The organism is Amycolatopsis sulphurea (assembly GCF_002564045.1).
Taxonomy (GTDB): Bacteria; Actinomycetota; Actinomycetes; order Mycobacteriales; family Pseudonocardiaceae; genus Amycolatopsis; species Amycolatopsis sulphurea.
Window position 1 is genome coordinate 2977242 of sequence record NZ_PDJK01000002.1, and the last position, 12303, is coordinate 2989544.

General features: G+C 70.0%; 12 protein-coding genes. 2 read left to right on the forward strand and 10 right to left on the reverse strand.

Going from position 1 to position 12303, the window contains the following annotated elements:
• Positions 1 to 62: 62 nt before the first annotated feature.
• The 9 genes from rlmB to ATK36_RS19695 all read right to left on the reverse strand — a co-directional run bounded on the left by rlmB (position 63) and on the right by ATK36_RS19695 (position 9006).
• Positions 63 to 1019 (reverse strand): 23S rRNA (guanosine(2251)-2'-O)-methyltransferase RlmB, encoded by a 957-nt coding sequence (gene rlmB, locus ATK36_RS19655; protein ID WP_098512874.1) that lies wholly within the window; start codon positions 1017 to 1019, stop codon positions 63 to 65.
• A 31-nt stretch (positions 1020 to 1050) separates the two neighbouring features.
• Positions 1051 to 2439 (reverse strand): cysteine--tRNA ligase, encoded by a 1389-nt coding sequence (cysS, locus tag ATK36_RS19660; protein ID WP_098512875.1) that lies wholly within the window; start codon positions 2437 to 2439, stop codon positions 1051 to 1053.
• A gap of 42 nt (positions 2440 to 2481) precedes the next feature.
• Positions 2482 to 3168, reverse strand: a complete 687-nt coding sequence (locus ATK36_RS19665) for an HAD family hydrolase (protein WP_098512876.1) — start codon at positions 3166 to 3168, stop codon at positions 2482 to 2484.
• A 28-nt stretch (positions 3169 to 3196) separates the two neighbouring features.
• Positions 3197 to 3592, reverse strand: a complete 396-nt coding sequence (locus ATK36_RS19670; protein ID WP_098512877.1) for a PPOX class F420-dependent oxidoreductase — start codon at positions 3590 to 3592, stop codon at positions 3197 to 3199.
• A gap of 27 nt (positions 3593 to 3619) precedes the next feature.
• Positions 3620 to 5101, reverse strand: a complete 1482-nt coding sequence (locus tag ATK36_RS19675) for an ABC transporter substrate-binding protein (RefSeq protein WP_098512878.1) — start codon at positions 5099 to 5101, stop codon at positions 3620 to 3622.
• Positions 5098 to 7095: a hypothetical protein gene (locus tag ATK36_RS19680; RefSeq protein ID WP_098512879.1), complete on the reverse strand. Its 1998-nt coding sequence runs from the start codon at positions 7093 to 7095 to the stop codon at positions 5098 to 5100. Before ATK36_RS19680 ends, ATK36_RS19675 begins: the two co-directional genes overlap by 4 nt.
• A 145-nt stretch (positions 7096 to 7240) precedes the next feature.
• The gene (ispF, locus tag ATK36_RS19685) at positions 7241 to 7735 is read right to left on the reverse strand and encodes a 2-C-methyl-D-erythritol 2,4-cyclodiphosphate synthase (protein WP_098515019.1); all 495 of its coding nucleotides are present in this window, start codon (positions 7733 to 7735) and stop codon (positions 7241 to 7243) included.
• 5 nt (positions 7736 to 7740) lie between these two features.
• Positions 7741 to 8400 carry an IspD/TarI family cytidylyltransferase gene (locus ATK36_RS19690; protein ID WP_342752039.1) on the reverse strand — a complete coding sequence of 220 codons (660 nt, stop codon included), beginning with the start codon at positions 8398 to 8400 and terminating at the stop codon, positions 7741 to 7743.
• Between the two features lie 114 nt (positions 8401 to 8514).
• Entirely contained in the window at positions 8515 to 9006 is a 492-nt protein-coding gene (locus ATK36_RS19695) for a CarD family transcriptional regulator (RefSeq protein ID WP_009084200.1), read from the reverse strand.
• A gap of 284 nt (positions 9007 to 9290) precedes the next feature.
• Here ATK36_RS19695 and ATK36_RS19700 point away from each other — a divergent pair, with 284 nt between their 5' ends.
• Positions 9291 to 9923 carry a copper chaperone PCu(A)C domain-containing protein gene (locus tag ATK36_RS19700; protein WP_098512880.1) on the forward strand — a complete coding sequence of 211 codons (633 nt, stop codon included), beginning with the start codon at positions 9291 to 9293 and terminating at the stop codon, positions 9921 to 9923.
• A 46-nt stretch (positions 9924 to 9969) separates the two neighbouring features.
• The gene (radA, locus tag ATK36_RS19705) at positions 9970 to 11331 is read left to right on the forward strand and encodes a DNA repair protein RadA (protein WP_098512881.1); all 1362 of its coding nucleotides are present in this window, start codon (positions 9970 to 9972) and stop codon (positions 11329 to 11331) included.
• Between the two features lie 370 nt (positions 11332 to 11701).
• Here radA and ATK36_RS19710 read toward each other — a convergent pair whose 3' ends face one another.
• Positions 11702 to 12235 (reverse strand): hypothetical protein, encoded by a 534-nt coding sequence (locus tag ATK36_RS19710; protein WP_098512882.1) that lies wholly within the window; start codon positions 12233 to 12235, stop codon positions 11702 to 11704.
• Positions 12236 to 12303 lie beyond the last annotated feature (68 nt).

Consider the following 12303-nt stretch of genomic DNA (forward strand, 5'->3'; position numbering starts at 1 on the left):
TGAGGGTGACCAGGCCCGAGACCGCATCGCTGCCCGGCCCGTCCGGACCGAGCAGCGCAGGATCAAACCCGCCCAGCCGCGCGACGACGGCGGGCCACCTCGGCGAGCAGCACGCCGGCCGCGACGGAGGCGTTCAGCGACTCCACACCGGCGGCCATCGGGATCGAAACGGTCGCGTCGCAGGTCTCGCGGACCAGCCGGGACAGCCCACGGCCCTCCGAACCCAGCACGATCACCAGCGGCTCCGACGCCAGATCGAGGCCGTCGATGTCCACCGTGCCGTCTGCATCGAGGCCGACGATCATCAAGCCCTCCGACGCCCACGCACGCAGCTGGCGCGTGAGGTTCGTCGCGACCGCGATGGGCAGCTTCGCCGCGGTACCGGCGCTGGTCCGCCACGCCACCGCGGTCATCCCCGCGCTGCGGCGTTCGGGCAGCAGCACGCCCTGCGCGCCGAAGGCCGCGGCGGAGCGGATCACCGCGCCCAGGTTGCGCGGGTCGGTCACCCCGTCCAAGGCGACGAACAGCGGCGTGTTCCCGGAGTCCCGCGCGGTCTCCATCAGATCGTCCGGATGCGCGTACTCGAACGGTGGTACCTGCAGGCCGAGGCCCTGGTGCATGGCCCGGTTCGTCTTGCGGTCCAGCTCTTCGCGGGGGATCTCCAGGATCGAGATGCCCTTGTCCCCGGCGAGCCGCACGGCCTCGTTCACGCGGTCGTCGATGTCGATGTTCAGCGCGACGTACAGCGCGGTGCCCGGCACGTCCGCACGCAGCGCTTCGACCACCGGGTTACGGCCGGCGATCAGCTCCGGCCGGTCGGCCTTCTTCTGCCGGGCCTGATCCCGCGTCCGCGCCGCGTTCGCCGCCCGGTGGGCCTTGTGGCCAGGCCGGTCCTCGGCCTTCGGCGTCGGGCCCTTGCCCTCGAGCGCCTTGCGCCGCTGCCCGCCGGAACCGACGACGGCGCCCTTCTTCGTGCCGCTCTTGCGAACGGCACCCCGGCGCTGTGAGTTGCCTGCCATCAGTCCTCAATCCTCTGCCACCGCAAGGAAGTCAGGAGTTCCTGACCGTCCACTGCGGACCGTTCGGGGTGTCTTCGACCGCGACGCCCGCCTCGGTGAGGCGGTCGCGGGCGGCGTCCGCGCGGGCGAAGTCCTTCGCCGCGCGGGCTTCCTGGCGCTCGGCCAGCAGGCCTTCCACCAGCCGGCCCAGCGCGGTGCGGACCGGGGCGTCGGAACCGCCGCCCTCGGCCCAGCGGGCCGACAGCGGGTCGAGACCGAGCACGCCGGTCATCCCGCGTACCGCACCGGCCAGCTCCAGCGCCTTCGTGGTGTCGCCCTCGTCGAAGGCGGCGTTACCGTCTCGCACGGTGTTGTGCACCACGGCGAACGCGGCCGGCGTGGCCAGGTCGTCGTCCAGCGCGGCGGCGAACTCCACGGGCACCGCGCCGAGCGGCACCTCGCTCCCGGCGGCTGCGCGCCGCAGGAACGCCTCGATCCGCCGGTAACCCTGTGCCGCTTCGGCCACCGCCCCGTCGGAGTACTCGACCGTGGACCGGTAGTGCGGCTGAACCAGGTAGTAGCGCAGCTCCGGCGCCCGATAGCGCTCCAGCATCGCCGGAATCGACACGGTGTTGCCCAGCGACTTCGACATCTTCTCGCCGGACATCGTCACCCACGCGTTGTGCAGCCAGTACCGCGCGAAACCGTCGCCGGCCGCGTTGGACTGCGCGCGCTCGTTCTCGTGGTGGGGGAACACCAGGTCGACGCCGCCGCCGTGGATGTCGAACTCGGCGCCCAGGTAGCTCGTCGCCATCGCCGAGCACTCCAGGTGCCAGCCCGGCCTGCCGTCGCCCCACGGCGTCGGCCACGACGGCTCGCCCGGCTTCGCGCTCTTCCACAGCGTGAAGTCGCGTGAGTCGCGCTTGCCCCGGGTCGGCGTCTCGCCCTGCTGCACCTCGTCGAGCTGCTGGCCCGACAGCTGCCCGTACGCGGGGAAGGACTTCACGGAGAAGTAGACGTCGCCATCGGCGGCGTAGGCATGCCCACTGTCGATCAGGCGCTGCATCAGCTGGACCATCTGGGTCATGTGCCCAGTCGCGCGCGGGGTAACCGACGGCGGCAGGCAGCCGAGGTCCGCGTACGCCTGCTCGAACGCCCGCTCGTGCGTGGCACCCCACTCCCACCACGGACGGCCCGCGTCGGCGGCTTTGGCGAGGATCTTGTCGTCGATGTCGGTGACGTTGCGGACCAGCAGCACGTCCAGTCCACTGTGGAGCAGCCAGCGGCGCAGCACGTCGTAGTTCAGCATGCCGCGTACGTGCCCTATGTGGGGGACGCCTTGCACCGTGGCACCACACACGTAGATGGACGCCGTTCCACTGTGGGCAGGAGAAAACTCCCGCTGAGCACGGGCCGCGGTGTCATAGAGGTGCAGAGCCACACACAAAGAGTACGGGGTCGGTGTGGGCGACGTCGCAGGACGTCAGAGCAGGCCGTGTGCCCGTAAAGCCGCCAGCAGCGCATCCGGCCGCTCCGCGGTGGGCCGCGGGTCGACGAGCGCGAACTCGCAGCCGAGCGCGCGGGCGCCGCCGTCGGCCTCCTCGCTGTCGCCGACCATCAGCGTCTCCGCGGCGGCGACCCCGAGCCGTTCGACCGCGGCCCGGAAGATCTCCGGCTCCGGTTTCACCGCGCCGACCTCGAAGGACAGGGTGAAATCGGACACGTACGCGTCCCACCCGCGCTGGGTGAACGCGGGCCGGATGTCGAACGCGATGTTGCTCAGCACGCCGACTTTGCGCCCGCTGCCGGCCACTGCCTTGAGCGCCGCCTCGGTGTCCGGGTAGGGCGTCCACTCACCCGGCGTGATCAGCCGGCGGTAGAGCGCTTCGGCCTGACTCCGCTGCGGCACGCCGGAGCGGCGCAGCACCTCCAGGTACACCTTCCGGTGCAGGTCGGGGTCGCGGTCACGGTGGTGCCAGGCGTACTGGTGCTCGTCGTCCAGCTCGACGACCTGGCCCACCGGCGCGGTCATCCGGCGCATCAGCTCGGTCTGCGCCTCGAGATCGAGCACCACACCGTCGGCGCCACGCACCTCGGCGAGCCAGGAGGCGTCCTGCTCGAGACGGAAGAGCGTGCCGGAGAAGTCGAACAACACCGCGTTGATGGCCACGCCCCAACCCTAACCAGGAAGGTGCCCGTCAGGAGGCGTATCCGGTGATCTTCTCCGGGACCACCCGCACCACCACGCGGACCACCTCGGGTGCCTCGGCCGCGAAGTCCGCGCCCCGGTACTTGCGCGACAGCTCGTCGATCAGCTCACGGCCGCCTGCCTCGGTGACCTCCGCACGGCCGCGGATCTCCACGTACTGGTACGGGTCCGCGGAGTCGAACACGGAGATCGAAACCCGCGGGTCACGGGCGATGTTGCGCTCCTTCCGGCGCCCCTTGGTGGTGGAGAACAGGACCGCGTCCCCATCGCGTTTGGCCCACACCACGGTGGTCTGCGGAGAGCCGTCCTCGTTGGTGGTGGCCAGTACCGGGAAGTTGGTGCCGTCGAGCAGGGACCTGGTCGCGTCGTTGAAGATCGGTGCCATGGCACCGAGGTTAGCCGGATTGCCGGGTCAGGAGGAGGGGTCCGACAGCGCGGCGAACTCCGGGGTCGAGTTGACCCGCACCCGCAGGATCGGGATCACCTTGTTCACCGGATTGCCCTGCTCGTCGAACGAGATCGCCCCGCTCGCCCCGGGTACCGCGAGCTGGTCGTGCAGCCGGTTCTTCGCCTGGAGGACGTCCTGCGAGGTGACCGCGGTGCCGGTGCTGATTTGCGGCAGGCCCCGGATCGCCCAGACCACGGTCACCACCGCGTCGTGCGCGAGGATCGCGGTGCCGTCGTCCAGCCGCTCCTGCGGGAAGAGCACCTCGAAGCAGTCCGTGCAGCGCGGCTCCTGGAAACTGGCCACCGACGGCTTGTTGAACAGCTCCGGGTGGCTGGTCCAGGCCTGCGGGTGCGCCAGGCCCGGCCCCAGCACGGTCACGTTCGCCTCCAGGCCACGGCGCATGTCCGGGCCGGGCGGGCCGGTCTGGGCCAGATCGCCGGTGAGCACGGTCAGGTGCTGGTCGAGACAGCGCCGCTGGGCCAGCTGGGCGATGAACGAGGTGAGGTTCTGCTCGCGGCCGGCGAAGTAGAGCACGTCCGGATGGTCGCTGCAGATGTTCGGCATCATCTGCAGGAAGGTGTTCTCCACCCCGGTCTGGTTGGAGTCGAAGTACTCCGTCCGCCCGGCGAGCCGGTGCGTGCCGTCCACGAATTTCGCGGTGAACGCGCTGGCCAGCGTCTTCGGGTACAGGTCGCGAGGGTTCTGGTCCTGGACCAGGGTGGCCGTGCGCGCGGTCGGCTTCACGAACGCGGCCAGCGCGGTGCCGTAGGTGGAGCTGGTCGGCGACACCCGCATGAACCCGGGGATCCGGGAGAACTCCTCGGCCGCCAGATGGGAGGCGACCACCGGGATCTGATGATCGGAGAGCCGCTGTACCGCCTGCTGGGAGGTGCTCAGGCTCAGCCCGATCCCGGTCACCGCGATCACCTGATCCGGCCCGCTCCGGCCGATCAGGTCGTCCACCACCGGTTCCCACTGCTTGAGCTGGCTGCCGGGATTGGCCAGCAGCAACCGGATCTGTGGATCCTTGGCGCCCCAGGACTCCGTGGTGTTCGCCCGATGTTGCGCGATGTAGGCGCCTTCGAGCTGATGCCGGACCCACTCGCGGGACACCTGGTCCGGCTCGACCAGCGTCATCGGCAGGAGCACCGCGATGTTCACGTAAGGCTTGCCGGACCCGGTGACGGTGGTGTTCTCCTGGTGGATGCGCTGCTGCACGTCCGCGAGGTCGTCGGCGAACACGAACGAACCGTCGGTGACTCCAGTGCATTCGGAGTTGTCGCCACGTTCGCGCACGCCGTCTCCGCAGGAGTGGCTGGCGTCGCTGATCGCCGGGACGACCACGAACACCGCGACCAGCACCACCGCGAGCAGCACGATCACGCCACCGCCCCACAGCCATTTGATCCAGGACGGACGTGGCGGCCGGATCCGTTCGCTGGTCATCGGTAGTACTCCGCCCGCTCGTGCAACAGCATCGATCCTCGCCCTCTGCCCTGCGCCAGGTGGTGGAAACTGCTTTCGATGGTGGAATTCAGCGTGCCGCCCGGGTCGCCGAGCGGATCGCGGGAGAGCCACAGCGAAACGACCAGCCAGGCCAGCGTGGTCTCCTGCTCCTCCGGCCATTCGCCGACGTACTGCTGGACCTGCGCGTACGGGTCCACGTCCTGCACCAGCCGGTTCGGCGCGGCGGTGATGGTGTCCAGTTGGTCCAGCCAGGACTGCGCGGCGGACAGGTCGAACTCGGCGGGCTGGGCGCCGAGCCGGGCGCTGAGATGGGTGATCACCGCGGGTACGTTGCCCAGCGCGAGATCGTGGTAGCGGGCGTCGGCCACCCGGTCCATCCGGTCGTAGAAATCCCGGCACCGGGTGTGCACACGGTCCCAGCTCAGCGGGTGGTCCTCGGCGCGGGAGGCCAGCTTCCGCAGCAGCAGCCTGCGCAGCCACGGATGCAGCCGGTACCGCGAGTCGTCGTCCGGATCCACCCGCAGCCACAGCTGATCGGCCAGCTGCTTGAACAGCGGGCCCTCGCCCATCGGATTGCGCAGATCGAGGATTTCCTTGTGGAACAGCATTTCCGCCTCGGCCGCGGCGCTCGCGGTGACCAGTTCCTGGCGGCTGGCGGTGGAGAAGTCCTGCAGCAGGTTCTCATACATCTCGGCGAGCAGAGTGGACTCACTGCCGTCCGGGGCGAACACCTTGGTGTACAAGGTGTTCCGCAGCGAGTTCGGCCTGCCGGACTGGTAGTGGTCCGCGATCGCGGGCAGGATTTCCCGCACTGCGCCGGGATGTCCGTCGGTGAGCCGGGACAGGAACTTCGGCAGCCGGGAGGTCGGGTGCACGTCGTGCTCGGCCGCGATGTCGACCACGTCCGCGCCGGAGAGCGCGCCCAGCTCCAGCAGATACCAAGGGCGCCAACGGCTTTCCGGATGTTCGGCGGCCCAGTCGGCCTCCACGTCGGCGGGCCGCCGCGGCGGCGGCCAGATCAGGTCGCCGGTCCGGTGTTCCGGGTTGCGCGGGTGTTCGAGATCGGCGCCGTGGTGCGTGGTGGCCGGCGACCAGCTCTCGTTCCAGTCCGGATTCCAGGTGCGGCTGGTGGCGACCACCACCAGCGGGTCCGCCTCGTCCGGGAAGTGCCGGCGGGACTCGATCAGCGCGCGCAGGAAGGCCCGGCCGCCCGGCGCGTGCGCGTTGTCGAGCAGGATCAGGCAGTTCATCGTGCGCCGGGTGCCGGAAAGCCCGGAGTAGGCACGGCGGAGGTCTGCGAGGAAGGCGTCACAGATGATCGCGTCGACCGCGGCCCGGTCCTCGTCGTCGCCCTGGGCCTGCTTGGCGATCCCGAGCAGGAAGTCGTGCTGATCGCCGGGCCCGGTGGGCATCGTCTTGACCTTGCCGACCAGCCGCCGCCGGTCGTACCAGCTCAGCCCGCGCAACAGCAGGTCGGTCGCCTCTTTCCAGCCGGGCAGCTGGTTGCCCGAGGTGACCCCGCCGACCAGGTCGACGACGTCCCCGATGGCCTCCTTGTTGCGTTCCAGCGGCTGGTTCTGCGCGATCAGCTCCTTGAGCTTGCGCATCGCGGTCCGCCGGTCGCTGACCTCCACCGGGGAACCGAGCACCAGCATGCACAGCCAGAGCCGGGGAAAGGCGATCCGGCCGAATTGCGGCCAGTGCCTGCCGAGCTCGAAGGCGAGATGCCCGAGCAGTTCCCGCGGCTGGATGTGCTCCCAGTCGCGGCGTTCGAAATCGACGAGTGCGTGCGGCAGATCCGCGCAGCGCTCGCTCAGCTCGTCCAGCAGCGCGGTCTTTCCCGACCCGCGCACGCCGAGCCCCACGACCACCGGCAGCGGTCTGCTCCGTCCCTCCGGACGGGACAGCAGTTCCTCGGCCAGCCTGCCGGTGATCGGCCGTACTCCGGACAATCGATGCGCATCGGTGGGCATCGTCCCCCTTCGCCCCAGTGCGGCCCCAGAATCCGGCCGCGCGAAACCTCGCCAAATAACTATAGAGAAGCGCGCGCCACAATGCAGAATGAAACGCGGAATTCCGCGAGAAATCCTGGCCGGTGCCCGAAAAGAGTGGCGAGTGTCAGCCGGCAACCGCCGGATGGCGGAATTGCCCGTCGCGAATCAGTAACGCTGTCGCCACCGCTGCGACACCCTCGCCGCGGCCGGTCAGACCGAGCCCGTCGGTGGTCGTGCCCGCCACGCTGACCGGCCCGCCGACGGCCTCGCCGAGCACCTGCTGCGCCTCGTCGCGGCGCTTTCCGATCCGCGGCCGGTTGCCGATGACCTGCACCGTCGCGTTGGCCACCTGCCACCCTTCGGCCGCGAGCAACGCGCGGACCTCGGCCAGCATGTCCGTGCCGCGCGCGCCGTCCATCCGCGGGTCTCCGGTACCGAACACCGCGCCGAGATCGCCGAGCCCGGCCGCGGAGAGCAGCGCGTCGCACAGTGCGTGCGCGGCCACGTCGCCGTCGGAATGCCCGGCACAGCCGTCCACTCCCGGCCAGCGCAGCCCGGCGAGCCAGCATTCACGGCCGGGTTCGATCGGGTGGACGTCGACTCCGTTGCCTACGCGCAGGTCGTTCACAGTGGATCCTCCCGATCGCCGCCGGCTACCAGAGCCTCGGCCAGTGTGCGTTCGAAGGCGCTCGCGACGCGCATCGCGTCCGGATCGCCGGGGACAGTGGCCGCGCCCGCCGTGTCGGCGACGCCGGGGTTCGCCGCGCCGGCCAGCGCGGACCGGAACGCGGTGGGGGAGAACCCGATCGGCGTTTGCGCGCTCCGCAGGCCCGCACGGTCGACGGTGGCGGTGATGACACCGTCCGGATCGGTCGTCTTCACCGTGTCGGACATCGGCAGTACCGGGACGACCAGCTCGGCGCCTTCCCGCAGGGCGGCCAATACCTGCCGGAAGGTGCGCTGTGGCGCGAAGGCGCGGAGCGCGTCGTGCACCAGCACGGCGGAATCCGGGGAAAGCAGCGGTGCGATTTCCGCGAATGCGTCCCGGAGAGAAATCGCGGTGACCATTCGGCACCGGCTGGAATGCGGTAATACCGCGGAAAAAGCTTGCGCACACCGCGGGGGAACGACCACGGCCACCAGATCGATCTCCGATGTGCCGAGCAATTCCCGCACGGTGTGCGCGAGTAGAGCTTCACCCTGTACCGACGCGAGCGCGAGCTCGGGATCGGCCGGATGGTGTGCGACAGTCACGAACGCGACGCAACGCAGTGGATTCTTCATCGAGTCGCGATCGTAGGGGAACCGGTTGCCACCATGGAATACGCCACTCTGGAATACGCCGCAGTGGATCGTGCCGCCGACGGGATACCCGCCGCGAACCGGTGGAGCCCGGGGTCAGACCGTCGCGGTTTCCAGAACTTCGTCGAGCAGCGTCTCCGCTTTGCCCTCGTCGGTGCCTTCCGCCAGTGCCAGCTCGCTGACCAGAATCTGCCGCGCTTTCGCCAGCATCCGCTTCTCGCCGGCTGAGAGCCCGCGGTCCTTCTCACGCCGCCAGAGGTCGCGCACCACTTCGGCCACCTTGTTCACATCGCCGGAGGCGAGTTTCTCCAGGTTGGCCTTGTACCGACGAGACCAGTTCGTGGGCTCCTCGGTGTGCGGTGCCCGAAGCACGTCGAAAACCTTGTCCAGTCCTTCTTGCCCGACGACATCGCGCACGCCGACGATCTCGGCGTTGTCTGCGGGCACGCGAACCGTGAGATCACCCTGCGCGACCTTGAGGACGAGGTACTTCTTTTCCTCGCCCTTGATCACCCGGGTTTCAATGGCTTCGATGAGTGCGGCACCGTGGTGCGGGTAGACGACGGTCTCTCCGACCTTGAAAACCATGTGTCCTCTGCCCCTTTCGCTGAGTCCATCCTAGCACGGTCCGTCGGCGGCCACCTAGCGGCCAGGGCTGTCGCCGCAGGTCAGCGGCCTGAGTCGGGCTTGACAAACGCGTTTGCCCCGTGCTCACGCAGGTGAGGTGCGAGGCGCTGATCGGCGCCCGTAAAATCCTTTGTGGACGGTTGCGCTCGGTGTGCGGACGCCGGGCAACCCCCTCGGTTCCGCGCGCGGGAAGCCGCCCGGCTAGTCTTCGTCCGGACGAGGCCGTGAGATGGAAGGACTCCGACGTGAGGCTGCAGAATCGTCGCGTGCTCGGCGCAGGCGTGTCGGCGCTCGGCGCCGCGCTCGTGCTCGCCGGTTGCGGGGCAGGCCAGATCACCCAGACCGACACGCAGCAGCCCGCGGTCAACGGCACGTACGCCCAGGTGCAGACGCTGGTGCTGCGCAATGCCGCGGTCCAGTACCAGGCCAAGGGCGCCGGCTACGCGGCCGGCGATGCCGCGCCGCTCACACTGGCCATCGTCAACCAGGGGCAGCGTGACGACAAGCTGGTCTCGGTGACCTCGGCGGGCACCACCTCGCCCGCGACCGTCACCGGGGACACCGCGATCGTCGCCGGGCACTCGCTGGTGATCGGGCCCGCGGACGCGGTGGAGTCGACCAACGAGCAGAACGCGCCCGGCTCATCGAGTCCCGCCGTTCCGCCGTCCTCGAACCCGCCTTCGAGTTCTGCGCCGTCGTCGGCCGCCGCGGCTTCGTCCTCGGCCGCAGCGAAGCCCGGCGTCGCCACGGTGGTGCTGCAGGGCCTCAAGCAGCCGCTGTGGTCCGGGATGACCATCCCGGTCACCTTCACCTTCCAGAACGCCGGGCCGATCGTGGTCGACCTGCCGGTGGCCGCGCCGGCGCACGCGCGTTCCTGACTCGCGCCTGCGCGGTTTTGTCGGTGCTCGCCGATAGCCTCGCGGGGTGGTGAAGAAGGCCAGCACCGTCCACCGGTGCGCGGAATGCGGATACGAGACGGCGAAGTGGGTCGGGCGCTGCCCGGAATGCCAGGCGTGGGGCACGCTCGAAGAACGTGGCGCGGCCAAACCGGCGATCGCCCGGGTCGCCGCCGGCGCACCCAGTGCACCCGCTCGTCCGATCGCGGAAGTCGACATCGAGACGTCCCGGGCGAAGTGCACCGGGGTGGCCGAGCTGGACCGCGTGCTCGGCGGCGGGCTGGTACCGGGTGCGGTGGTGCTGCTCGCCGGGGAACCCGGGGTCGGCAAGTCGACTTTGCTGCTCGAAGTGGCCTATCAGTGGGCGGTCACCGCCGGGCGGTCGCTGTACGTCACCGGTGAGGAGTCGGCCGGGCAGGTCCGGCTGCGGGCCGAGCGCACCGGCAATGTGCACGGGGAGATGTTCCTCGCCGCGGAGAGCGACCTGTCCGCGATCCTCGGGCATGTGGACGCGGTCAAGCCGGGGGTGCTGATCGTCGATTCGGTGCAGACCATGGCGTCGCCGCAGGTGGAGGGCTCACCGGGTGGGGTGACGCAGGTCCGCGCGGTCACCGCGGGGCTGGTCGCGCTGGCCAAGGAGCGTGGGCTGCCGGTCGTGCTGGTGGGACATGTCACCAAGGACGGGTCGGTGGCCGGCCCACGCGTGCTGGAGCACCTGGTCGACGTGGTCCTGCAGTTCGAGGGGGACAAGCACTCCACCCTGCGCATGGTGCGCGGGATCAAGAACCGGTTCGGCGCGGCGGACGAGATCGGCTGCTTCGAGCTGACCGAGGAGGGCATCGTCGGGGTGCCCGATCCGTCCGGGCTGTTCCTCAGCCGCACCGCCGAACCGGTGCCCGGCACCGCGGTCACGGTCTCGGTGGAGGGCAAACGCCCGTTGCTCGGCGAGGTGCAGGCGCTGGTGTCGAGCAGCGGGATGCCCCAGCCCCGGCGCGCGGTGAGCGGCCTCGATTCGGCGCGGGTGGCGATGGTGCTCGCGGTGATGGAGAAGCGCGGCCGGATGAAGGTCGGCGACAAGGACGTCTACGTCGCGACTGTGGGCGGTATGAAGATCACCGAACCGGGCATCGACCTGGCGCTGGTCCTCGCCCTCACCTCCTCCCTGCACGAGGTGGCGCTGTCCCCGCGGCTGGTCGCCGTCGGTGAGGTCGGGCTCGCCGGGGAGATCCGCCGGGTCCCGAACGTCGGCAGGCGGCTGTCCGAGGCCGCCCGGCTCGGCTTCACGCACGCACTGGTCCCGCCGGACTCGGGCAAGATCCCGGACGGGATCCGGGTGCTGGAGGTCCCGGACGTGGCGAGCGCGCTGAACGCGGCCAACCACGCGCAGTAAGGCTTCCGGCCGGGAGCGGGGCAGGCCGGAGTGGTCCCGGCCGCGGGCTGAGTCCTGCCCGATCGGACGGACGGAGTGCAGTGCCTGGCCGAGGTGCATTGCCTGGCCGAAACGCGGTCGGTAGTCGCAGGGCCGGGTTGACCGATCAGCCCCCCGACCGTGCAGACGCACGACCGGAGCCCGGTCCAAGGCTGTGAAGGGGCCCTTCACAGACCCGGAGTCCGTGAAGGGCCCCTTCACGGACTTGCACGGACCTCCGCGGTCGGCGAAGGGCCCCTCACGCCGACTTTGCCGACACCCTGGACGCTGAGGCTGTGAAGGACCCCTTCACAGCTTGAAAGTGGGCGGGGTCAGAGGGGGTACGCCGTGGTCACCAGATGGGATGGTCGCTGAACTTCTCCAGGGTGCGGACCGACGGGCGGACGTACCAGAGGCCTGCGCCGTGGCCGATGGTGCCGAGGGCGAAGTTCGCTAAGGTCGCCAAGAGGTCGGTGAGGCCGAGCCGGCCGTGGTCGCCCCAGACGTCGATGAGGGCGGAGATGGTCAGGGCCAGCAGGCAGCTGATGCTCAGCGTGGCAAAACAGATGGTCAGCGCGGTGCGCGTGGTGCGGGCGCGGGCGGTCACCAGGTAGTCGCCGCGCAGGCAGCGGCGGGCGGTCAGCACGACTATCGCGGTGGCGATGACGGACAGCGCCGGCAGCGCGAGGCCCAAGGTGCCGAGCCCGGCGCGGGGCAGGCTCTGGCCGTGCAGCGGCCGGTTGACGAACGCGGTGAGGCCGAGCACCAGCAGCGTGCCGACGAGCAGCGCGACGCCGGTGACCACCGAACCAGTCCGGACCCGCACCGCGAACTGGGTGGGCAGCGGGAGGTATTCAGCGGCCGGCTGCCCGTAGTACTGCCTCACGTTACCTCCGCGCCGACCCGGTCGAGTGAACGTGCAGATGCTCGTGAAGGCCACCATAAGGGAATCGG

Coding starts and splice junctions, on each gene's coding strand:
- rlmB (WP_098512874.1), bottom strand. CDS start 1,019: ATGGCAGGCAACTCACAGCGCCGGGGTGCCGTTCGCAAGAGCGGCACG.
- ATK36_RS19670 (WP_098512877.1), bottom strand. CDS start 3,592: ATGGCACCGATCTTCAACGACGCGACCAGGTCCCTGCTCGACGGCACC.
- ATK36_RS19675 (WP_098512878.1), bottom strand. CDS start 5,101: ATGACCAGCGAACGGATCCGGCCGCCACGTCCGTCCTGGATCAAATGG.
- ATK36_RS19680 (WP_098512879.1), bottom strand. CDS start 7,095: ATGCCCACCGATGCGCATCGATTGTCCGGAGTACGGCCGATCACCGGC.
- ATK36_RS19690 (WP_342752039.1), bottom strand. CDS start 8,400: ATGAAGAATCCACTGCGTTGCGTCGCGTTCGTGACTGTCGCACACCAT.
- ATK36_RS19695 (WP_009084200.1), bottom strand. CDS start 9,006: ATGGTTTTCAAGGTCGGAGAGACCGTCGTCTACCCGCACCACGGTGCC.